Source organism: Sphingomicrobium arenosum, from assembly GCF_026157085.1.
GTDB classification, from domain to species: Bacteria; Pseudomonadota; Alphaproteobacteria; order Sphingomonadales; family Sphingomonadaceae; genus Sphingomicrobium; species Sphingomicrobium arenosum.
In genome coordinates, this window is the sequence record NZ_JANPVN010000001.1 from 714,832 (window position 1) to 736,620 (window position 21,789).

General features: G+C 64.9%; 21 protein-coding genes and 1 other RNA gene. 8 read left to right on the forward strand and 14 right to left on the reverse strand.

What is annotated here, in order from left to right:
- Nucleotides 1–23 precede the first annotated feature (23 nt).
- Nucleotides 24–524: a hypothetical protein gene (locus NUW51_RS03345; RefSeq protein WP_265562745.1), complete on the forward strand. Its 501-nt coding sequence runs from the start codon at nt 24–26 to the stop codon at nt 522–524.
- Nucleotides 525–530: 6 nt separating this feature from the next.
- Here the strand turns inward: NUW51_RS03345 and NUW51_RS03350 are convergent, their stop codons facing one another.
- The gene (locus NUW51_RS03350; protein WP_265562747.1) at nt 531–1,916 is read right to left on the reverse strand and encodes a GGDEF domain-containing protein; all 1,386 of its coding nucleotides are present in this window, start codon (nt 1,914–1,916) and stop codon (nt 531–533) included.
- Between the two features lie 247 nt (nt 1,917–2,163).
- On the opposite strand from NUW51_RS03350, the gene NUW51_RS03355 reads away from it, so the two are divergent.
- Entirely contained in the window at nt 2,164–3,468 is a 1,305-nt protein-coding gene (locus NUW51_RS03355) for a carboxylesterase family protein (protein WP_265562749.1), read from the forward strand.
- A gap of 47 nt (nt 3,469–3,515) precedes the next feature.
- Here the strand turns inward: NUW51_RS03355 and ettA are convergent, their stop codons facing one another.
- The 4 genes from ettA to NUW51_RS03375 form a co-directional block, all read right to left on the reverse strand.
- Complete coding sequence (gene ettA, locus NUW51_RS03360) at nt 3,516–5,195, reverse strand: energy-dependent translational throttle protein EttA (RefSeq protein WP_265562751.1); 1,680 nt, start codon at nt 5,193–5,195, stop codon at nt 3,516–3,518.
- A gap of 169 nt (nt 5,196–5,364) precedes the next feature.
- Nucleotides 5,365–6,999, reverse strand: a complete 1,635-nt coding sequence (locus NUW51_RS03365) for a long-chain fatty acid--CoA ligase (RefSeq protein WP_265562753.1) — start codon at nt 6,997–6,999, stop codon at nt 5,365–5,367.
- A 67-nt stretch (nt 7,000–7,066) separates the two neighbouring features.
- The gene (locus NUW51_RS03370; RefSeq protein WP_265587914.1) at nt 7,067–7,390 is read right to left on the reverse strand and encodes a YbaB/EbfC family nucleoid-associated protein; all 324 of its coding nucleotides are present in this window, start codon (nt 7,388–7,390) and stop codon (nt 7,067–7,069) included.
- An 8-nt stretch (nt 7,391–7,398) separates the two neighbouring features.
- Nucleotides 7,399–9,165 (reverse strand): DNA polymerase III subunit gamma/tau, encoded by a 1,767-nt coding sequence (locus NUW51_RS03375; RefSeq protein WP_407696351.1) that lies wholly within the window; start codon nt 9,163–9,165, stop codon nt 7,399–7,401.
- Nucleotides 9,166–9,326: 161 nt separating this feature from the next.
- Between NUW51_RS03375 and NUW51_RS03380 the strand changes: the two genes are divergently transcribed.
- On the forward strand, nt 9,327–10,523 hold the full coding sequence (locus NUW51_RS03380) for a hypothetical protein (protein ID WP_265562757.1): 1,197 nt from the start codon (nt 9,327–9,329) through the stop codon (nt 10,521–10,523).
- A 9-nt stretch (nt 10,524–10,532) separates the two neighbouring features.
- Here the strand turns inward: NUW51_RS03380 and ffs are convergent.
- The 5 genes from ffs to NUW51_RS03405 form a co-directional block, all read right to left on the reverse strand.
- Nucleotides 10,533–10,626: signal recognition particle sRNA small type (gene ffs / locus NUW51_RS03385), an RNA gene on the reverse strand.
- A gap of 38 nt (nt 10,627–10,664) precedes the next feature.
- Entirely contained in the window at nt 10,665–11,552 is an 888-nt protein-coding gene (locus tag NUW51_RS03390; RefSeq protein WP_265562759.1) for a serine hydrolase, read from the reverse strand.
- Nucleotides 11,549–11,878, reverse strand: a complete 330-nt coding sequence (locus NUW51_RS03395; RefSeq protein ID WP_265562761.1) for a 2Fe-2S iron-sulfur cluster-binding protein — start codon at nt 11,876–11,878, stop codon at nt 11,549–11,551. Before NUW51_RS03395 ends, NUW51_RS03390 begins: the two co-directional genes overlap by 4 nt.
- Nucleotides 11,875–12,966, reverse strand: a complete 1,092-nt coding sequence (locus NUW51_RS03400) for a cysteine desulfurase family protein (protein WP_265562763.1) — start codon at nt 12,964–12,966, stop codon at nt 11,875–11,877. Before NUW51_RS03400 ends, NUW51_RS03395 begins: the two co-directional genes overlap by 4 nt.
- Nucleotides 12,963–14,033: a cysteine desulfurase family protein gene (locus tag NUW51_RS03405; protein WP_265562764.1), complete on the reverse strand. Its 1,071-nt coding sequence runs from the start codon at nt 14,031–14,033 to the stop codon at nt 12,963–12,965. The genes NUW51_RS03400 and NUW51_RS03405 overlap by 4 nt, the downstream gene beginning before the upstream one ends.
- A 121-nt stretch (nt 14,034–14,154) precedes the next feature.
- Here NUW51_RS03405 and NUW51_RS03410 point away from each other — a divergent pair, with 121 nt between their 5' ends.
- Nucleotides 14,155–14,811 (forward strand): alpha/beta hydrolase, encoded by a 657-nt coding sequence (locus tag NUW51_RS03410; RefSeq protein ID WP_265562766.1) that lies wholly within the window; start codon nt 14,155–14,157, stop codon nt 14,809–14,811.
- Between the two features lie 30 nt (nt 14,812–14,841).
- Here NUW51_RS03410 and NUW51_RS03415 read toward each other — a convergent pair whose 3' ends face one another.
- Nucleotides 14,842–15,015 (reverse strand): hypothetical protein, encoded by a 174-nt coding sequence (locus NUW51_RS03415; protein WP_265562768.1) that lies wholly within the window; start codon nt 15,013–15,015, stop codon nt 14,842–14,844.
- Nucleotides 15,016–15,068: 53 nt separating this feature from the next.
- Between NUW51_RS03415 and NUW51_RS03420 the strand changes: the two genes are divergently transcribed.
- Entirely contained in the window at nt 15,069–15,323 is a 255-nt protein-coding gene (locus NUW51_RS03420) for a hypothetical protein (protein ID WP_265562770.1), read from the forward strand.
- Here the strand turns inward: NUW51_RS03420 and NUW51_RS03425 are convergent.
- Nucleotides 15,320–16,258, reverse strand: coding sequence for a threonine ammonia-lyase (locus NUW51_RS03425; protein ID WP_265562772.1), 939 nt, complete (start codon nt 16,256–16,258; stop codon nt 15,320–15,322). The genes NUW51_RS03420 and NUW51_RS03425 overlap by 4 nt on opposite strands.
- Nucleotides 16,259–16,448: 190 nt before the next feature.
- On the opposite strand from NUW51_RS03425, the gene NUW51_RS03430 reads away from it, so the two are divergent.
- From NUW51_RS03430 to NUW51_RS03440, 3 genes are all read left to right on the forward strand, one after another.
- Nucleotides 16,449–17,636, forward strand: a complete 1,188-nt coding sequence (locus NUW51_RS03430) for a type III PLP-dependent enzyme (RefSeq protein ID WP_265562774.1) — start codon at nt 16,449–16,451, stop codon at nt 17,634–17,636.
- A gap of 43 nt (nt 17,637–17,679) precedes the next feature.
- Nucleotides 17,680–18,756 (forward strand): 1,9-bis(guanidino)-5-aza-nonane synthase, encoded by a 1,077-nt coding sequence (locus tag NUW51_RS03435; RefSeq protein ID WP_265562776.1) that lies wholly within the window; start codon nt 17,680–17,682, stop codon nt 18,754–18,756.
- 74 nt (nt 18,757–18,830) lie between these two features.
- Nucleotides 18,831–19,250 (forward strand): MAPEG family protein, encoded by a 420-nt coding sequence (locus NUW51_RS03440; protein WP_265562777.1) that lies wholly within the window; start codon nt 18,831–18,833, stop codon nt 19,248–19,250.
- Here NUW51_RS03440 and NUW51_RS03445 read toward each other — a convergent pair.
- Together NUW51_RS03445 and NUW51_RS03450 are read right to left on the reverse strand one after the other, a co-directional pair.
- The gene (locus NUW51_RS03445; RefSeq protein WP_265562779.1) at nt 19,247–20,434 is read right to left on the reverse strand and encodes a class I SAM-dependent RNA methyltransferase; all 1,188 of its coding nucleotides are present in this window, start codon (nt 20,432–20,434) and stop codon (nt 19,247–19,249) included. The genes NUW51_RS03440 and NUW51_RS03445 overlap by 4 nt on opposite strands.
- On the reverse strand, nt 20,431–21,780 hold the full coding sequence (locus tag NUW51_RS03450) for an NAD(P)H-hydrate dehydratase (RefSeq protein WP_265562781.1): 1,350 nt from the start codon (nt 21,778–21,780) through the stop codon (nt 20,431–20,433). The genes NUW51_RS03445 and NUW51_RS03450 overlap by 4 nt, the downstream gene beginning before the upstream one ends.
- Nucleotides 21,781–21,789 lie beyond the last annotated feature (9 nt).

Consider the following 21,789-nt stretch of genomic DNA (forward strand, 5'->3'; position numbering starts at 1 on the left):
AGCGAAACGGATGAGGAGGTCGAATGATGGAGCATCATGACGAGGCGCGCGAGCGGGCGCGCGAACATATGGCCCGCTTCAAACATCTGGCGATGGAGGCGCGGGACGAATTTCTCGCCGCGATCGGGGAAATGCGCGGGATGGACATAACGGACTGGCAATGCCGCGCCGAGGAAATGCGCGAGCGAGCGCAGGCGAAGGGCGAGCGGATGCGCGAAAAGATCGCGCGGCAAGCCGAACGCGCGGCGCAGCAGGCGCGAAAGGCTGCCGAACGCGCCGAGCGACAGGCGGCCAAGGCTGCGCACCGCGCGCAGCACGCCGATGACATGGCCGAGGATCATGCGACCCGTGCCGAGGCGATGGCGCAGCGGGCAGCCGAAAAGGCCGAGCGACGGGTCGAACGGCTCGAGGCCAAGCTCGAGGAGGCACGAAAGGCGGCCGAGGCGGCTGCTGCGCGCGCGGCTGACGCGGCGGATCGGTCAAGCCAGGATGATGGCCATGGAGACGAGAGCGCTAAGGACTAGGCGCCCTTACGCACTGGCGACGCGCACGCTCGACCCCGGGCCGACTTCGCAGCGATTTCGCCCGCCGTCCTTGGCGCGATAGAGCGCATTGTCGGCGTCGCGCAGCATCTCGCCGGGAAACTTATGCTCGGGACTGAAGTCGGCGAGCCCGATGCTGAGGGTGACCTGTTCGGGGCCATCGCTGGGCCAAGCATGGTCGGCGGCGGCTTGGCGAAGGAGGTCGCAAACGTCGAGCCGTTCGGCGGCATTGATGCCTTCGAAGATGACGATGAATTCCTCGCCGCCGAGCCTCCCGAGCGTGCCATGCGCGCCGAGCTGGTCGCGCATCATGTCGGTCACGGTGCGCAGGATTTCATCGCCCTTTTCATGGCCGAAGCGATCGTTGATGCGCTTGAAGTGATCGAGGTCGATCATCGCGATCGACAGGGGTTGGCGATGCGCCATCGCGCGGGTCATCGCCTGGTCGAGCAAGGTCAGGATCTTGCGGCGGGTGGCGAGCCCCGTGAGCGCATCGGTCTCGGCGAGTTCGAGATTGCGTTCGGCCTCGTCCTCAAGCCGGGTTAGCAGCACGGCGAGCGGCAAGGTCGAGGCGATGAGGCACAACAGATAGGCCTGGAAATAGAGCACCTGCCGCGTGATGGTGTCGAAGGACAGGCTGACCGGCCCCTCCCCCATGGCGGTCAGCAGCGACCCGACGGCGGTAACGACGACGATTCCGAGCGCGGTCCCGCTGAGGCCGATCGAGAAGGTCGCGAAGGCAAGTCCCGCCATCGGCAGGAACAACAACGGATATTCGGTCTGGCCGAAGGCGGCGACCGACAGGCCGGCGACCATGGCGAGGACGGCCACGGCAGGCAGGCTGGCCAACTTGTCGCGCCCGCGCTTGTCCTGTGCGAGGAACATGATGGTCGGGGTGACGGTGGCCATGCCGAGCATCACGGTGGTCGCCCAGCTCGACAGGAAGGTTAGCGACAGGTTGAGTGACAAGGCGGCGGCCATCGCCGTGCTGGCGGCAGTGGCGACGGCGACGGCCCAAAGGAAGCGCAGGAGCGTGCGCGGCGTGACGAAGCTCGTGCCGCGCCGCGGTCCCATCGCCAATAATGCGATCAACCCCTCGATGATATTGGCGATGGTATAGCCTGCCGCGACCAGCCAGCTGATCCCGCCCCACAAGTTGGCGGCGAGGCTGGCGGCGGCGACCCCGGCGATGAGCGGGCCGCGATGCTCGCGATGCACCAGCAGCAGACCGGCGATGAAGACTCCGCTCGCCGGCCAGATGGCGGCGATGCCGTCCTCGCCACCCGTCACGTAGAGAGCGACGAGCGCGCAGGCAAAATACAGAAGGCTGAAGAGCGCGACCTTGGCAAAGTCGCGGCGGCTGGTCGTCATCATGTCCCCCATGAGGCGGGGAGAGAGCCCGCCTTTCCCTTTACCTAACCCGGCAACGCAGGTTTGTCATGTGGGCTTTCAGCCGCCTTGGGTCGAGACTAGGGCAGCAAAAATGCCGTTTCGGTGGCGTTCCGTGCCATCTCGGCCTTCTGGTCGAACTCAGGAGGAGGTTCGTCGAAAAACGAGATGCTCGAAGATTTCGAGGCGCTCTCCTGTCCGTGCCTGAGGGAGGCAAGGAAGGTATTCTCGCATGTTTAAAGCGCATTTTTCCAGATCTACGGTGAGTTTTTTGGCCCTCGCTCTTGCGGCTTGCGGTGGAGAAGCGAGTGGGCCAACCGCGCCGCCGACAACGTCGAACCAGGCACCGACTTTTACCGGCCAGTCTTCGATCACGACGCCCGAGAATGTAGTGGATCTCGGCGTCGTCGGCTTTTCCGACCCCGATGGCGATACGTTGAGCTACTCGATCCTCTCGACGGGTGACGATTTCGGTCCGTTCCTGATCGGCGGGGACAGCGGGCGTTTGGCATTCAATTTTCCGGCCAACTTCGAACTTCCGCAGGATGGCAACGAGGATAATGTTTATACAATCGAGGTGGAGGCGCGCGACAGCGCAGGAAACCGCACCACCCAGCAATTGACGATTACCGTCACCGACGAGACCGGTCGGGATGACGAGCGGTACGTGCATGAGGCATTTGCGAATGTCCAAGTTGAGAGCGATATCGCTTTTGGTCGCTACGAGACGTCGCCCGGCAATTTCAATGTCCTCTTCATGGACGTCTTCTCGCCACCGGCCAGCGCCGACACCGAGAGGCGACGCCCAGTGATGATACTCGCGTTCGGCGGTGGTTTCTTCACCGGCGATCGCTCGAGTGTCGAGCGCGAAGCAGAACGCTTCGCACGGCGTGGTTGGGTCGCCGCGACGGTGGACTATTCGGTGCTCGGACGTCAGGCGAACAATGGCGATGAACTGATCATACAAGCGGTCGACAGTATTCACGACGTTGCGGCCGCAGTGCGATTCTTCCGTGAAGACGGCCTGAATGCGAATGAATATGGTGTCGATCCCGACGCAATCTTCGTTGGCGGCGAGTCTGCGGGTGGCACGATCGCGGCGTCGCTTGCCACCGTCGAAATCGACGAAGTCGACGACCCGGCGCTCAAGCAATATATCATCGACAACGGCGGCATCGCGGGACGGAGCAGTGATAATTTCGACACCGTGAGCTCCGAAATTCAAGGCGCGTTCCTTATTGCCGGCAGCTTGCTCGATATCGATGTCATCGATGCCACCTCAAAGCCGATCTTTGCGGCGCATTTCGAACTCGACCCGATTACGCCTTGTGAGAGCGGTCCAGAGGGGCTGCAGAACACAGGCGTGATACTTTATGGGGGATGTGCGATCGCTGATCGCTATGCCAGCCTGGGTCTTCCTTATGGAGCCTATCTTGTGCCGGGTATCGAAGAGCACGTGGATTTCAACATCATCCAGCTCGACGAAATCATTACTGAGGCCGGACGTCTTTTTGTCGACGAGGTAATCGCTCCCTGAAAAGTGAAAGGGGTGCCGCTGCGGGCACCCCTTCCTTTCCCCCTCGCCTAGCGCGAAAGCTTTTTATAGCTCACTCGGCTTGGGCGATCGGCGGCATCGCCGAGGCGGCGGCGCTTGTCTTCCTCATAGGCTTCGAAGTTCCCCTCGAACCATTCGACATGGCTGTCGCCCTCGAAGGCAAGGATGTGGGTGGCGAGACGGTCGAGGAAGAAGCGGTCGTGCGAAATCACCACGGCGCAGCCGGCGAAATTCTCGATCGCTTCCTCGAGCGCACCCAGCGTTTCGACGTCGAGATCGTTGGTCGGTTCGTCCAACAGCAGCACGTTGCCGCCTTGCTTGAGCATCTTGGCCATGTGGACGCGGTTGCGTTCACCGCCCGACAGCTTGCCGACATTCTTCTGCTGGTCGCTGCCCTTGAAGTTGAAGGCGCCGACATAGGCACGAGTCGAGGTATCGTGGCCGTTGACCTGCATGTAATCGAGCCCGTCTGAGATTTCCTCCCAGACATTGTTCGAGGGCGTGAGATCGTCGCGCGACTGGTCGACATAGCCGAGATGGACCGTCTCGCCGATCTCGATCTTGCCGCTGTCGGGCGTTTCCTGGCCGGTGATGATCTTGAACAGCGTGGACTTACCCGCGCCGTTGGGACCGATCACGCCGACAATGCCGCCGGGGGGCAGCGTGAAGCTGAGGTTTTCGAACAACAGCTTGTCGCCATAGGCCTTGGTGAGGTTCTCGGCCTCGATGACCTTGCCGCCGAGGCGCTCGGGCACCTGGATGACGATCTGCGCCTTGCCGGGCTTGCGATCCTTCTGGCTGTCCTGCAGTTCCTCGAACTTGCGGATACGCGCCTTGGACTTGGTCTGCCGCGCTTTCGGCGACTGGCGGATCCATTCGAGTTCGCGGCTGAGGCTCTTCTGGCGCCCGCTTTCCTCGCGCGCTTCCTGTTCGAGACGCTTCGCCTTCTTCTCGAGGTAGGTCGAATAGTTGCCCTCGTAGGGGAAGTAGCTGCCGCGATCCAATTCGAGGATCCAGCCGACGACATTGTCGAGGAAGTAGCGATCGTGGGTGATCATCAGCACCGCGCCCGCATATTCCTTGAGGTGGTTTTCGAGCCATTCGACGCTTTCGGCATCGAGGTGGTTGGTCGGTTCGTCCAAGAGCAGGATGTCGGGCTTCTGGATGAGCAAGCGGGTCAGCGCGACGCGGCGCTTTTCACCGCCCGACAGGTTCTCCACCGAGGCGTCTGAAGGCGGGCAGCGCAGCGCTTCCATGGCGATCTCGAGTTGGTTGTCGAGGGTCCAGCCGTCGACCGCGTCGATCTGCTCCTGCAACTCGCCCATCTCGGCCATCAGCGCGTCGAAATCGACGTCCTCGGGCGGGTCGCCCATGATGGTGGTGATCTCGTTGAAACGATCGACCTTGTCGGCGATGTCGCGCGCGCCGTCCTTGACGTTCTCGAGCACGGTCTTGCTCTCGTCGAGCTGGGGTTCCTGCGCGAGATAACCGACCGAGATATTCTCGCCCGGCCATGCCTCGCCCGAGAAATCCTTGTCGATGCCAGCCATGATCTTCATGAGCGTCGACTTACCCGCGCCGTTGGGGCCGACGATGCCGATCTTCGCACCCTGGTAGAATTGCAGGTTGATGTTCGAGAGCACCGGCTTCTGGGCACCGGGGAAGGACTTGGTCATGTCCTTCATGACGAAGGCGTACTGGGCGGCCATGGGTCGCGATTCCTATTGCTGGATATGGAGTTAGGGGCGCAGGTAGCGAATGTGGAAGCGACTTTCCAGCACTACGTCGCCCCAGCGAAGTCTGGGGCCCATGCCGCCGAGAAATGACGATGAGGCATGGATTCCAGCCTTCGCCGGGATGACGGAAGATGGATGATCGTCAGTCGCGCCCCGTCATCGCTTCGACACCATCGAAGCTATAGTCGCTAAACTGTTCGCGCAGCGTCTTTTTCGACAGTTTTCCGGTGGCGGTGTGCGGCAGTTCGTCGACGAATTCGACGGCATCGGGGAGCCACCATTTGGCAACCTGGTCGCGGATGCCTTCGATCACATCCTCGCCGCAGACGTTGTGGCCTTCCTCGCGCACGCAGACGAGCAGCGGGCGCTCGTCCCACTTGGGGTGGAAGATGCCGATGCAGGCGGCCTCGGCCACGCCATCGACGCCGATGGCGGCATTTTCCAATTCGATCGAGCTGATCCATTCACCGCCCGACTTGATGACATCCTTCGAGCGGTCGGTGATCTGCATCGTGCCGTCGGGGTGGAGCGCGGCGACATCGCCGGTGGAGAACCAGCCGTCGGCGTCGATGGCAGGCTCTTCTTCCTTGAAATAGCGTTCGATGACCCAGGCGCCGCGCACCTGTAGGTCGCCCGAGGCCTTGCCGTCGCGGGGCAGGACATTGCCCTCGTCATCGACGATCCGCATCTCCACGCCGAAGGGCACCCTGCCCTGCCGCGCGGTCCATTCGATTTGCTCTTCGTCGGACATGTCGTCCCAGCCGTCAGGCTTGCCCGCGAGGCTGCCGATGGGCGAGAGTTCGGTCATGCCCCAGGCGTGGCCGACCTCGATGTCATGAGCGCGGAACCACTTAATCATGGCGCGCGGCGCAGCCGAGCCGCCGATGGTCACGGTCTTCAGATTGTCGAGCGCGTCGCCCGTTTTCTCGATATGCGCGATCATGTCGACCCAGATGGTCGGCACGCCCGCCGAATGGGTGACCTTTTCGTCGCGGAACAGGTCGACCATGCGCTTGGCGGTATAGTCTGCAGACAGTACCATCTTGCAGCCGACTAGCGGCGCGGCCCAGGGCAGGCCCCAGGCATTGGCATGGAACATCGGCACGATAGGAAGCGCGCAATCGCGCTTGCCGAGGTCGAAACAGTCGGGCTGCACTTCGGCGAGGGCATGGAGGACCATGCCGCGATGCTCGTAGATGACGCCCTTGGGATTGCCGGTGGTGCCGCTGGTGTAGCACAGGCCGATGGGATCGCGCTCGTCGGCATCGACCCACTGGTAATCGTCATCCTCGGCGCCGATCCACTCCTCGAACGAGGGATCGCCTTCCCATCCTTCGGGCGGATCGTAGACGACATAATGGTCGATGGTCTTCCACGCGGGCTTCATCGCATCGACGAGCGGCTTCATCATCGCATCGTAGAGGAGGACGCGGTCCTCAGCATGATTGCCGATATAGGCCAGCTGTTCGGGGAAGAGGCGCGGGTTGATGGTGTGGAGCACGCCGCCCATGCCGATGGTGCCATACCAGCTGATGAGGTGGCGCTCGTGGTTCATGGCGAGGGTGGCGACGCGCTCGCCCTTCCTGACGCCCAGTCTCTCGAGCGCCTTGGCCATCTGGCGCGACTTCTTCGCAATCTCACCCCAGTTGGTGCGCGTCATCGACCCATCGGCCCAGGCCGAGACGACCTCTCGGTCGCCATGTTCGCGCTCGGCATGATCGACGAGCCGCATGACGTTCAAGGGCCAGTCCTGCTGGGTCCCGAGGCGAATGGTCATCGTGCGTCTTACTCCTGCTCCTGACAGGAATGTACGCTAACCGCAATTTAATGGCGGGGGAAAGCCCCTAAAAGGGCATTTTCATGCCGGGCGGGAGCTGGAAGCCGGCAGTCGCCTTCTTCATTTCCTCCGAAGCCGCCACATCGGCCTTCGCCTTGGCGTCGTTAAAGGCGGCGGCGACCAGATCCTCGACCATGCCCTTGTCATCGGGGGTCATCAGGCTGTCGTCGATCTCGACGCGAATGATGCGGCCCTTGGCCGAGGCGCGGACCTTGACGAGCCCGCCGCCGGCTTGTCCCTCGACCTCGATCTTATCGAGCTCGTTCTGGGCATTGGCGAGGTCTTCCTGCGCCTTCTGTGCCATGGCGAGGATGTCGTTCATGTTGGGCATGTCGGGCATTAGCTTGCGTCCTTGATCTCTTCGAGTTTGGCGTCGGGGAACGCCGTGGTGACGGCCTTGACCATCGGATCGGCCATCACCCGTTCCCGGTCGGCCTGTTGCCGCATCACTTCGGCTTCGGCAAGGCTGGGCTGGCCACCATGATCCTGTAGCACGATTTCCCAATCGCTGCCCGTCACCTGCTTGGCGGCGGCGGCGAGTTCGCGGGTGAAGTCGCTGTCGAGCGGTGCCTTGGGCTGGAGCACGAGCCGTGGCGGGGCGTAGGCGACGAGGCCAACCTTGTCGTGCAGATCGACCCCGAGGCGCGGGCGCGCATCGTCGACGAGGTGATAAAGCTCCATGAAGTCGCCGGGGAGCGATGGGGCGAGCGGCGCGGGGTCGGCAGAAACAGAGGCTTGCGGCGCAGCCGGGGATGCTGGCGCTTCTTCCCACGGGGCAGGTTCGGAAGGCGCACGTTCGGGCGGCTGAGATGCAGGCGCTTCTTCCGGCGGCACCGCTTCAGCGACGGGCGCGTCGGCGGGCGCTGCCGCTTCGGGCGTACTCCCCTGCTGGGGCTTGGGTGGCGCCTTGCCGCCCGCCAGCGCGTCGATCACCGCGCCGGGATCGGGCATCCCCGCAGCATGGATCACGCGCAGCAGCGCCATGTCGGCGGCCTCGCGTGGATCGGGCGCGACCTCGACGTCCTTCAGCCCCTTGAGGAGGAGCTGCCACAGCATATGAAGCTGCGGCCAACCCAATGTCTTGGCGTCCTTGGCGATGGCCTCCTGCTCCTCCGCCGAGCGCAGGACATCGTCACTGCCGCTCGCCTTGCGGCGGCTGATGGCATGGAGGCTGTCGAGCAGGCCACGCAGCAGCGCGCTGGGCTCGACGCCCAATTCGTGCGCGCGGTCAAGGCCATCGAGGAGGGCGCCTGCATCGCCATCGAGGAGCAAGTCGAGCAAGCGGCGGATGCTGCCGCGATCGGCGAGCCCGAGCATGTCGCGGACCTCGGCGGCGGTGACCTGCTGCCCGCCATGGGCGATCGCTTGGTCGAGCAAGCTGAGGCCGTCGCGCACCGAGCCCTCGGCGGCGCGCGCGACGATGGCGAGCGCGTCGGGCTCGACGCTGATGCCTTCCTTCTCGGCGATGCCCGCGAAATGCGCTGCGAGCTGGTCGGCGGAAATGCGCCTGAGGTCGAAGCGCTGGCAGCGCGACAGGACCGTCACCGGCACCTTGTCGACCTCGGTCGTGGCGAAGAGGAATTTGACGTGAGGCGGCGGTTCCTCGAGCGTCTTCAGGATCGCGTTGAAGGCGCTCTTGGAGAGCATGTGCACTTCGTCGATGATGTAGATCTTGTAGCGCGCCGACACCGAGGCATAGCGCACCGCCTCGATGATCTCGCGCATGTCGTCGACGCCGGTGTGGCTCGCGGCGTCCATCTCGACGACGTCGATATGCCGCCCCTCTGCGATCGCCTGGCAGGGTTCGCAGATGCCGCAGGGGCTGATCGTCGGGCCGCCATTGCCGTCGGGGCCGATGCAATTGAGCGCCTTGGCCATGAGGCGCGCGGTCGAGGTCTTGCCGACCCCCCTCACCCCGGTCATCAGGAAGGCGTGCGCGATGCGGTCGGTCTCGATCGCATTGGCGAGCGTGCGGACCATCGCATCCTGCCCGATCAGCTCCTCGAAGGTCTGCGGGCGATATTTGCGCGCCAGTACGCGATAGGCCTCTGCCTTCGGGGGCTCCTGCGGCTGCTCGGGCTCGTCGAGGCCGAGACCCGGACCCATGTCCATGGGCGGGGTATCGTCGGCGGGCGATTCGGGATCGTTCATGGCGAAAGCCTAGGCAAAGCGAACGGCAAAGGCGAGCCTGTCGGGAAGGTCTGGCGCGGTTCGATGATCACGCTAAACACATTGGCAAGACCTTGCCGCCTAGGACCGCTTTCATCATGCATCAGTCGCTTCTCATCGCTCCGCTCGTGAGCCTCGCTCTTTTTGCCAATCCTGCCATGGCGCAGGACCGAAGCTCGATCGTTTTCGGCAACGACACGGGGCGTTACGCCGAGGACGGCGAATGCGACGATCCGCGCTTCGAGGGGGCGGGCATGGCGAAGACGGGCGGATCGAACGACCTTCAGTATAAGGACGCCAGCGACTGCCGCGCCGCCTTCGAGGCGGGACGGATCAGCGTGCGGAGCGAATTGCCCGCACCGCCGACGCCGCCGGTGCCGCCAAATGACGGACGGGTGCTGCCCTCGATTGCCCCGGCCCCTTTGTCGTCCGCAATCGACTTCGGTGATGACAGCGGTCGCTTTTCCGAGGACGGCAAATGCGACGACCCGCGCTTCGAGGGCCCTGGAATGGCCAGCCTCACGCCGACCGGAGATCTTGCGGGCAAGGATGCGAGTGACTGCCGTACACTTCATGCCGAGGGACGGGTCACGCTGATCGATACGAGCGGCGAGCGTAACTCTATCCGAGAGACGGGGAGTCGACCGCTCGATGAGGCTCCCCAAGTCAATGGAGCCTTTACCGCTGGCAATGCGCACCGATCATTGGCCGAGGGCGACTTCGGCAACGATGATTCGCTCTACGCCAATGACGGCGAGTGTGACGATCCGCGCTTTGCCGGACCAGGCGTGGCATTGAGTGCCAGTGACGAGCATCTCGGCGAGGACGCCAGCGATTGCCGGGCGATGGTTGAAGCGGGACGGGCGCGCTGGCGCGACCGCGAAGAAGAGGCGCGTCTGCGCACCCTGCCCGGCCCCGGCGGTTTCGTCTTCGGTGCGGACAGCAGCGCCCTGGCGCTTAACGGAATCTGCGACGACATGCGCTTCATCGGCGAGAATGTGCACGAGGTGCAACTCGGCAGCGACATCCTTGCCGATGGGAGCGATTGCCGCACCGCCTTCGAGGCTGGGCGCGCCCGCCACCGGGTGCTGGGCATGGGACCCTTTGTCGCGAGGCCCGATGCCGACGTGATCGACTTTGGCGATGACAGCGGCGATTTTGCCGACAACCAGCTTTGCGACGATGCGCGCTTCACTGGCGAGGGCATGAACCCGCCCTATCTGCAGGCCGATATCGGACGCGACGCAGGCGATTGCCGCGCGCTCTACGAAGCAGGCAGCATCCAATTGCACTGATCTGTTGGAAAAGGTGGAAGCCGACGACCCGACCGAAACCGCTGTGGCTGCTCCCTTCCGGGCCTGACCAGGTTCACGGGCAAGTCGTCCGCCGACTTCCGATGGCGCATATGGCGAGAAAGGCTCGCCGATGCAAGCCCCTTACTCGCCGATCGCCAGCGCGAAATAGGCGCCGATCTCGGCCATAATCGCCTTGGTTTCTGCGAGCGACACCGTGGGGCGCTGCGCCATGACGGCGAAATAATAGCGGTCGCGGCCATTGGGATGGTCGATGAAGCCGACATCGTTCACCTGCTGGTCGGGATCGCCGTCGGGGCGGCAGGTCCCTGTCTTGTCGCCCGCGCGCCAGCCTTCGGGGAGCCCGGCGCGCACACGGTCGAGGCCGGTGGTCGAGCGCCGAGCGAGCTCGAATAGTCGCGCACGCTGGGCGTCGTCGAGCGCAGGAGCTTGCTCGAGCCGTCGCCAGAAATCGGCCATCGCCAACGGGGTCGCGCTGTCGCGGGGATCACCCTTGGCATTCTCGTTTAGCGCGGTTTCGCGGCGATCGAGGCGGGCACCAAGTTGCCAGCGTTCGAACCACGCATTGACGGCCGCGGGCCCGCCGAGCGCGTCGATAATCATATTGGAGGCACCATTGTCGCTCACCAGCATGGCGGCATCGAGCGCGGCATCGAGGATGGTCGTACCGTCGCCCGCTGCGAGCATGGGGGAATGGCCTGGGAGCGCGTCAGGGTCGTAGGCAATGGGCGCTTCGAGATTGATCTCGCCCGCGTTCGACGCGGCCAGAGCCGCCGCGGCGAGCATCGGCTTGAAGGACGAGCAGAAGGCCATCGGCGTGTCGGGGCGGTGCGACAGGATCCTCTCGCCGCGTGCGTCCATCAGGACCAGCCCGAGCGGTCCCCCGAGGCGGTCTTCGAACGCGGGAATGGCGGCGGCGAAGGCCGAGGGTTCCTCCGCCGGGGCGCCGCCAGGCGACGTTGCGGCAGGGCTGCAGGCGGTGAGGCAGGCGGCGAACAGGAAAATTCTCATCGGCTCCAATCCTTGGCGGCGCCCGGCATGCGCACGGTCAGCGTTCCGTCGGCCGGAATCTCGACCTGGCAAGCGAGCCGCGAGGTCGCACTGACATGGGGAGCGAAGTCGAGGAGGTCGTCTTCCTCCTCGCTCGCGGGGGGTAAGCGGTCGAAATCCTCGCGCGCGAGAATGACGTGACAGGTCGAGCAGGCCATGGCGCCCTCGCACGTGCCTTCGAGCGGTTGGCCGTTCTTCTGCGCGACATCGAGGAGGCGCGCGCCGGGTTCGGCCTCGACCTCGCGCTCGGTGCTGCCGTCGGGGCGAAGGAAGCGGATAAGTGTCACTGTGCGTCAGCTGCGGCGTTGATGCGGTCGAGGGCTTCGGCGAGCTCGTCGGCAGTGGTATAGCGTCCGAAACCGATGCGGATCGAGGAACGCGCCTCGCGGTCGGAAAGGTCGAGCGCGCGAAGGACATGGCTGGGGCGGCCCGATCCGCTCGCGCAGGCCGAACCGAGCGAGAAGGCGACCCCCCTCACCTCGCTGATGAGCCGGGCGGCATCGAGCCCTTCGCGGCGAACGTTGAGATTACCGTGATAGCGCTGGTCGATGCTGCCGTTCATGGTCCAGTCGGCCAGGGGGAGACGCGCCTGCTCCCAGAGCGTTTCGACGTGCTCGCGATCCTCTGTCGCCTGTTTGAGCAGAAGCTTCGCGGCAGCGCCGAATCCTGCGCACAGGGCCGGGCTAAGGGTCCCCGAGCGCAGCCCCAGTTCCTGTCCGCCGCCGTGGATCAGTGGTTCGGGCGCGATGCCCTCGGCCATCCATAATGCGCCGATGGCCTTGGGGCCGTGGACCTTGTGTGCGCTGATGGCGATCATGTCGGCGTGGCGGGGCAGGTCGATGCGCCCGAACCCCTGGACCGCATCGCACAGCACCAGGGCACCGGCGTCATGGGCGATGGCAGCGATCTCATCGACGGGCTGGACGACGCCGATTTCATTGTTGACGAGCATCGCAGCGACCAGCGCCGTTTTCGGGCCGACCGCATGGCGCAAGGCGTCGAGATCGACGATGCCATCGCGCCCGACGGGGAGAATGTGCACGTTGAGGGTGCGGCCGAGATACTGGACCGTGTCGAGCACGGCGGCATGTTCGGTGGCGATGGTGACGATCTCGTCGCGACCATCCTCCCCGACGCTACCCTTGATCGCCCAATTGAGCGCCTCGGTGGCCGACCCGGTAAAGGCGAGCTGTCCTGAAGACTTGCCCAGCGCGCGCATAACTTGATCGCGAGCGACCTCGATCGCCGCGGCGGCCTCGCGTCCGGCGGTATAGGGGGCGTGGGGATTGGCAAATTTTTCACCCAGCCACGGACGCATCGCCGCCTCGACCTCGGGCGCGAGCGGGGTCGTCGCCTGATAGTCGAGATAGATCATGCGGCCATGGCGCGTTGCAGGATGGGGTCGAGCCGTCTCAGCAGCGCGTCGACATCGGCCTCGCTGGTGTCGGGGCCAAAGCTGATCCGCAAAAAGCTTTTGCGGATGGGCTCGGCAAGACCCATTTCGCCGATCACGCGGCTGCCCTTCATCGCGCCCGAGGAGCAGGCCGAGCCCGCCGAGACGGCGGCACCGGCCAAATCGAGCTGGACGAGGAGGCTGGGCGCTTCGGCGCCGGGGAAGCCATAGCCGCCGATGGTCGCGGTGCGGCGCGCGTCCTTTGCGATGACCACCCCCCCGCGCTGCTCGATCGCGGCATCGAGCTTGGCGCGCAATTCAATGAGGCGCGGATAGGCATCGCGATAGCGCCCCGCCTCCAGCGCGGCGGCGAAACCGGCAGCGGCGGGGACATTCTGGGTGCCGCGGCGATAGCCTTTTTCCTGCCCGCCCACCGCCTCAAGCGTGGTGAGCTCCTTGACCAGCAACGCGCCGATTCCGACGGGGCCGCCCAATTTGTGCGCGGACAAAGCGATATAGTCGGCGTCGGGGAGATCCATCTTGCCGCCACCCTGTGCGGCATCGACGAGGAGCAGCGAGCCGGCCTCGTGGACCTGGTCGCGAATGGCTTCCACGTCTTGGATGACGCCGGTCTCGTTGTTGACGAGCTGGATGGCGACCAGCGCCGGACCCTTTGCGAGCGCCGCTGCCAGCGCGTCGCGGTCGATCGCGCCCTCACTGTCGACCCCGACCTTGATGCTGTGCGCCCCCATCGACGAGGGCACGATGTCATGCTCGGTCGCGCCGTGGATGCGGCCTGGCAGTTTGCAGCGCGCAGCGGCGAGGCAGACGGCCTCGGAAGCGCCCCCGGTGAAGATGAGGTCGTGGCTCCAGCCGAGAGTCGACTTAATTTTACGTCGCGCCTCTTCAAACAGGGCGTTGCAGGCACGCGCCTCGGCATAGGGGCTGTTGGGGTTGGCCCAGCAGTCAAAGGCGGCGATCATCGCCGCGCGCGCTTCGGGATGAAGCGGCGTGGCGGCGGCATGGTCGAAATACAAGCGCTCGGTCATTCTTCCCTCTAACGGCCCCGGATCAGTGTCGATTGCACCTGTCCCGTCTTTGCCTATATAGGAGCCACGCATCCACGGAAGCCCTTCCGTGCAACTTTATATCATAGAAGATCGAGCCACTATGCCCGAAGTCATTTTTCCTGGCCCCGAAGGACGTCTCGAAGGACGTTTCACCCCTGCCCCGCGTCCGCGCGCGCCGGCGGCGGTGATCCTCCACGCCCATCCGCAGGCGGGCGGCACGATGAACAATCGCATGGTGCAGCTCCTGCACAAGGACTTCGTGCGTCGCGGCTTTGCCACCTTGCGCTTCAACTTCCGCGGGGTGGGGCGCAGCCAGGGCACCTTCGACAATGGCATCGGCGAATTGTCCGATGCGGCCGCCGCGCTCGACTGGATGCAGCAGATCCATCCCGAGGCGGAGGTGACCTGGGTCGCGGGCGTGAGCTTCGGCGCGTGGATCGGAATGCAGCTCCTCATGCGCCGTCCCGAAGTGCGCGGCTTCATCTCGATCTCGCCGCCCGCCAACATGTATGATTTCAGCTTCCTCGCGCCCTGCCCGGCGTCTGGCATCATCATCCAGGGGCTGGCCGATGAAGTGGTGACGCCGAGCGCGGTGCAGAAGCTGGTCGACAAGCTGCGCACCCAGAAGCACATCACGATCGAGCATAAGGAAATCGCGGGCGCCAACCATTTCTTCGAAGAAGACATGGACGGCCTGTTCAAGGTGGTGGACGAGTATCTCGACTATCGCCTCGACCCGGATTGCCCGATCCGCTGAGGATCCGTTGAGGACGCCCGATCCGCTGATCTAGAGCGTCCAGATCGCCACGTTGGCGACGAGGATCACGGCCATCGAGACCATCAGCCAGCCGCGCTGTTTCACGGTGCGGTCGGCGTTGCGTGTCTGCGCGATGCCGACCCCCGCCAGGAGGAAGGCGGCGATCATGGCGATCCCGAGGGCGGCGCTGGCAACTGGCGGCATTCTGCGAAATATCCTTCACTTAATCTTTACCCCTTCACCGATATGGAGGGGGCATGGCGACGACTAAACCCGAACAGAGGCTCGAGGAAGCCTTCGAACGGATCGAGGAGACGATCCTGCCCTGCATCTCGATGATGCTGGACACGTTGCTCGACGCCTCGGCGGGGATCGAGGAAGCCGATCCCAAGGTTCTGGTCGCCGAACTGCAAATCCTCGCGGCCGAATTGGAAGAGCTCATTCAGGCGGTCGAACGCTCGAGCCCCGCCAAGCTCGACGCAGGCCCCTATCGCGCCTCCAGCGTCGCCTAGGCGACCAGCCTGGCGTGCAGCGCCGGATCCACATTGCCACCGCTGACGATCGCGATATCGCCTTCTTGCGGCAAGACCACGCCTGACAATAGCGCTGCCAGCGCCACCGATCCGCCCGGTTCGACGACCTCTCCGCATTCGTCCCACGCCCATTTGACCGCCGCGCGCACGGCCTCTTCGCTGACCTGCACGCTGCGCGCGCCGGCATTGCGCAGGATGGCGACGGTCGCGTCGGCAGGCCGGAACGTCTGGATCGCATCACAGATCGTCGGCGGCGGATTGTCACGAACGGTTTGCGGCGTGCCAACCTCGAGGCTGCGCGCCATGTCGTCCCAGCCCTCGGGCTCTACCACGATGATCTCAGCGTCGGGACAGGCGAGCGCAATGCCACCCGACAGGCCGCCGCCACCGCAACAGACGAGGACGCGTCGCACTGTCGTCTTCGCTTGTTCGAGCACTTCTAGCCCGACCGTGCCCTGTCCCGCGATGACATGGGGATCATCGAAGCTGGGCACGAGCGTGGCACCGCGCTCGCGCGCGAGCCGCGCGCCGATCTCCTCGCGGCTCTCACGCATCCGGTCGTAGAGAATGATTTCGGCCCCTTCGGCGCGGGTCGCCTCGATCTTCACTGACGGCGCGTCGGCGGGCATCACGATCGCCGCCTCCATGCCAAGGCGCCGTGCGGCAATGGCGACGCCGCGCGCATGATTGCCGCTCGAGAAAGCGACGACACCCCTCGCCCGCTCCTCGTCGGTCATGGCGAGGAGACGGTTTGAGGCGCCGCGCAGCTTGAAGGCACCGCCGTCCTGTCGGTTTTCCCATTTGATGCCGATGCGCTGGCCGTTGATCGTCGCATCCGTGAGCGGGGTGCGGCGAATCGCCCCCGCGATGCGCTCGGCCGCCGCTTCGACGGCCTTAAGGTCGGGAACGTTCATCGCCAGCTAAGTCTTTCTTGTGTAAAGGAAGTTCCGAGGCGCGGCAGCAATGTGAACACAGATGTTTCCTCGCCTCTTTACAAAACTATTCCGACGGTCATATAGCGCCGTCCGTTGCCCCATGGGACTTCCGCAAGGCGACAAGTGTTGAACAGGCTGAAGAAGCCGGACATTTCGGAGGTCCCGTGAATTGCACGACCATCATTCTGCGTTGGGGCTAGTCAAGGCCCGCAAGCCCATCCTTCCGGTCACGTTGGTGCGTCCGCACGCTGCTTATCGAGCGGCGCGTTTCTTCGTGGAGAAGTTCCCGGGCAAGAGCCTTTACGCCGTGAAGGCCAATCCCGATCCCGAGCTCCTCAAGGTGCTCTGGGATGCCGGCATCACCCATTATGACGTCGCTTCGATGGGCGAGGTCCGGCTCGTCTCGGAAACGCTGCCGGACGCCACCTTGTGCTTCATGCACCCGGTCAAGGCGCCCGAGGCGATCGAGGAAGCCTATTTCTGTCATGGTGTGAAGACCTTCAGCCTCGACAGCCTGCATGAGCTGGAGAAGATCCGCAAAGCGACCCGCGGCGCGACCGATCTCAACCTGCTCGTGCGCCTGCGCGTGTCGTCGGATCATTCCAAGCTCAGCCTCGCCACCAAGTTCGGTGCCGAGCCCGAGGAATTGCCGCAGCTCCTCATGGAGGCGCGCCAGACCGCCGATGCGCTCGGCATCTGCTTCCATGTCGGTAGCCAGGCGATGAGCACGGCGGCCTATAGCGAGGCGATGGAGCGCGTGCGGCAGGCGATTATTGACAGTTCGGTCACGCTCGACATCGTCGATGTCGGCGGCGGGTTCCCGTCGGCCTATCCCGACATGGAGCCGCCCGCGCTCGACGCCTTCTTCCAGATGATCCACGAGAAGTTCGAGGATCTGCCGATCAGCTATTCGGCCGAACTATGGGCCGAGCCGGGCCGCGCGCTCTGTGCCGAATATAGCTCGGTGCTGGCCCGCGTCGAGCAACGCCGCGGCAACACGCTCTACATCAACGAGGGTGCCTATGGCGCGCTGTTCGATGCAGCGCATATCGGTTGGCGCTATCCGACCCGCCTCGTGCGCGAGGAAGAGAGCACGGCCGAACTCGCGCCGTTCCGCTTCTTCGGCCCGACCTGTGACGACATGGACAAGATGGAAGGCCCCTTCTATCTGCCCGACGATGTCGGTCCCGGCGACTATATCGAGATCGGCATGCTCGGCGCCTATGGCTGCGCGATGCGGACCGGCTTCAACGGCTTCGGAATCGAGGACAAGGTGCGCGTGTCGGACGAGCCGATGCTCACCCTTTACGGCCAGCGTTCGGAACAGGACGAGGCCTCGAACGTGGTACGCCTGTAGGGCGCGTATCACCCGCCACTTTTTGAATTTCTAGGAGACGTTAATGAGCGAGGATCTCGCCACCCATCCTGACGAGGATCAGATCGACCGCCAGCGCAAGGCGGAGCTGCTTCAGCATCAGGTCGAGCATATCGACATCACCAGCTTCGATGCGCGCCCGATCGTCGATGCGATGGGCAAGATGAGCTTCACCAGCCGCGACCTCGCGCGCGCCACGCGCATCTACAACCAGATGCTCGAGGACAAGGACTGCTCGGTCATCCTCGTCGTCGCCGGTTCGACCTCGGCGGGCGGCTGCATGGATCTTTATGCCGAGCTGGTGCGCAACAATATGGTCGACGCCATCGTCGCCACCGGCGCCACCATCGTCGACATGGATTTCTTCGAGGGCCTTGGTCACAAGCATTATCAGGCGCTCGAGATCCCCGACGACAAGGTGCTGCGCTCGCTCTACATCGACCGTATCTACGACACCTACATCGACGAAGAATCGCTGCAGGAAACCGATCACACGATCGGCGACATCGCCAATTCGCTCGAGCCCAAGGCCTATTCGAGCCGCGCCTTTATCCGCGAGATGGGCAAGTACCTCGTCGAGCATGGCAAGAAGGACAACAGCCTCGTCAAGCTCGCCTACGAGCATGACGTGCCGATCTTCTGCCCGGCCTTCGTCGACAGCTCGGCGGGCTTCGGCCTCGTCAAGCATCAGGTCGACCGCATGAAGGCGGGCGAGGACTATATGGTGCTCGACGCCATCGCCGATTTCCGCGAATTGACCGACATCAAGATCAAGGCGGGGACCACCGGCCTCCTGATGATCGGCGGCGGCGTGCCCAAGAACTTCGCGCAGGACACCGTCGTCTGCGCCGAGATCCTCGGCCATGAGGATGTCGAGATGCACAAATATGCAGTCCAGATCACCGTCGCCGACGTGCGCGACGGGGCCTGCTCCTCCTCCACGCTCCAGGAAGCGTGCAGCTGGGGCAAGGTCGACACCGCGCTCGAACAGATGGTCTATGCCGAGGCGACCTCGGTGCTGCCGCTCCTCGCCAGCGATGCCTATCATCGCGGCCATTGGAAGACCCGCGCCAAGCGCGCCTTCGGTAAGATGTTCGACTAGCTTTCCCGATCATCGCGAAACGCTTAAAAGGCCCTCCATCGACATTCTCGATGGGGGGCTTTTTGATGGAACCGATGTACAGCCTGATCGCGCCGGTGGTGGCGCTGGTGACGTGGACGATCGTGATGATGTTCGTCGCGGTCTTTCATATCGTTCGTGGGGCAAAGGGTGCCGATTTATCGAAGGTGCGCAAGCGTCCGCGCGGGCGCGATCTCGAAGGCCATCTGGCCGACGAGCACCTGTACGCGCGGCAGAATTACGAGCATCTCGTCGAGCAGCCTACGCTCTTCTATGCCATCGTCCTCGCGCTGGCGCTGATGGGCGCGGCGCATCCGTTCAATGTCGGCCTCGCCTGGGCCTATGTCGCGCTCAGGATCGGGCATAGCATCGTGCAGACGACCGGACGCTCGCGCAGCTTTTTCTTCGTGACCTCGACGCTGTGCCTCGTGGCGCTGACCCTGCACGCGATCTTCGAGGTCGCGCATCACCTCTAGCGCGAGAAGCGGCTCACCAGTTCGACGTGGGTCGACCAACGGAATTGTCCGACCGGTCGAACCCAGTCGAGCCTGTAACCGCCCTCGACGAGGATCGCCGCATCGCGCGCGAAGGTGCCGGGGTTGCAGCTGACGTAGGCGATCACGGGGACGGCGCTAGCGGCAAGCTGGCGGCATTGCGCTTCTGCGCCCGATCGCGGCGGATCGAGCACGACCGCGCCGACGTCGGTCAGTTCCTTCGCGTCATAAGGGCGACGGTAGAGGTCGCGGTGAACCGCCTCGACCGGTCGCCCGGCCCGGCGCGCCGCCTGCATCAACGCCAGGATCGCCTCGCGGCCCGCCTCGGCAGCGATGGTCGGGCGATCCAGTGCCAGCGCGAAGGTGCCGAGACCCGCGAACAGGTCGAGTGCCCTGCCCTCGCTGCCTTCAAGCGCCTCGAGAACGCCCGCGACAAGCGCCTGCTCGCCGTCCTTGGTGGCCTGAAGGAAGGAGCCCTGCGGAAAGGGCACGGCGACATCGCCGAGCGTGATCGTGACGGGCTGGGGCTCGTAGCGCGCTTCCGCGCCATAGCCGTCGTCGATCGACAATCGCGCGAGGCGGTGGGTCTCGGCGAAAACGGGTAGCGCCTCTGCGGCGTCCAGCCCGTCCGTCTCCACGCCGCCCAGCAGCATGTCCACGCCCTGATCGGTCAGCGTCATCTGAACGCGGCCGGTGCGGCGCTGCGGCAGCAACGTGTCGAGGAGGTCGCGCAGCGGACCCAGGAGCGAGAACAATTCGGGTGCCATGACATGGCATTCGGCCATGTCGACGATCTGGTGCGATTTCTCGCGGGTGAAGCCGATCAGGCGCTTCTTGCCGATACGCAGCGCCTTGAGGTCGACGCGGCGACGCGCGCGTGGGGGCGAGAGATGCGCATCGCGCATGTCGGTCTCGAACCCCTTTTGCGCGAGCGCGCCGGCAATGCGGTCGCGGCAATAGTCGCGATAGGCGTCGTCGGTGAGATGCTGGAGCTGGCAGCCGCCGCATTGGGGGAAGTGACGACAGGGTGGCTCCTGATAGCCCGGACCACGCGCGACGATTTCGCCGTGCTCGACGCGGTCGCCTGGGGCGGCGAAGGGGACGTAGGTGCCCGCATCGGTGACGCCATCGCCGCGCCCGGCGATCTCCACGATGGTTTCGGTCACATCACGCTCGGGATGGCGGCGAGAAGGTCGTCGGCGATGAACGGCACGCGGCAAGCTTCGGCGGCGCGGCCGTGGATCCAGACACCGGCGCAGGCAGCTTCGAAGCGGTCCATCCCGCGCGCACGAATGGCGGCGATGATGCCGGCGAGCACGTCCCCTGCCCCCGCGGTCGCGAGCGCGGGGGGCGCGGGCGGGGCGAAACCGAGACGACCATCGGGCGATGCCACCAGCGTATCGGCGCCCTTGTAGACGATCACGCATTGGCTCGTGGCAGCGGCTTGCAGCGCGCGGTCGGCCTTGGAGCCTTCGAGTTCGCCGAACAACTCGACGAACTCGCCCTCGTGCGGGGTGACGATCGCGTCGTGGCCATTGAGGCGTTCGGGTTCGCCGACGTGGCGCAGTGCATCGGCGTCGAGCACCAGCGGATGGGTCTTGGTCAGCGCGACGGTGAGGAGCGGAGGGATATCCCCCATGCCCGGACCGACGAGGAGGCAGCCGATGCGCTCGTCGTCGAGTGCGGTGGCATCTTCGGTCTGCACCACAGACGAGGGCAAGCCGTCTATCATGCGGCTCGTCGACACGCGCACGTAACCCGCGCCGGCGCGAGCGGCGGCATGGGCGCTGAGCGCGATGGCGCCGGGCATGGCACCCGAGAGGCAGTGCACCATGCCGCGATCGAACTTGTGACCATCGGGGTCGAGCGCGGGCAGGTCCGGCGCTGCGATCTCGTGCCAGTCGCTGGCCGCCTCGAGACCGATGCCCGCGCTGGCGACGCGGCCGCAGCGGTGGATTGCCGGGGCGAGCCGGTGCGCGGGCTTCAAGGCGCCAAGCGCAAGGGTCAGGTCGAAGGCCCCGAGGTCGGTCAACAATGCGCCGCTATCGGCCTCGATCCCGCTCGGTAGGTCGCAGGCGAGCGTGCGGCGCGCAGCGCCGAAGAGGCGGCGGGCAGGCCCAGCGATCGCCTCGTCGATCGGACGCGACAGGCCGGTGCCGAACAGGCAGTCGATGACGAGATCGGCCTGCGCCGTCTCCTCGCCGAGCGTCTCGACCTCGCCCGACCAGTCGGCGCGTGCGGCCTTGGCGGCGTCGGTGCCGGGCTCGCCGATGGCAGCAATGCGGACCTTCGCGCCCATTTCGGCGAGATGGCGCGCGGCGACATAGCCGTCGCCACCATTGTTGCCGGTGCCGACGAGCAGGAGCGTGTCGCGCGGGCCGAACATGCGGTGACTGGCGGTCGCCAGCGCCCTGCCGGCGCGCTCCATGAGCTCGCGGGTCGAGGTGCCGGTGTCGATCGCCTCTCGTTCGAGGCGCTGCAACTCGGCGGCGGGAAGGATGGGACGGGTCATGGCCGCGCC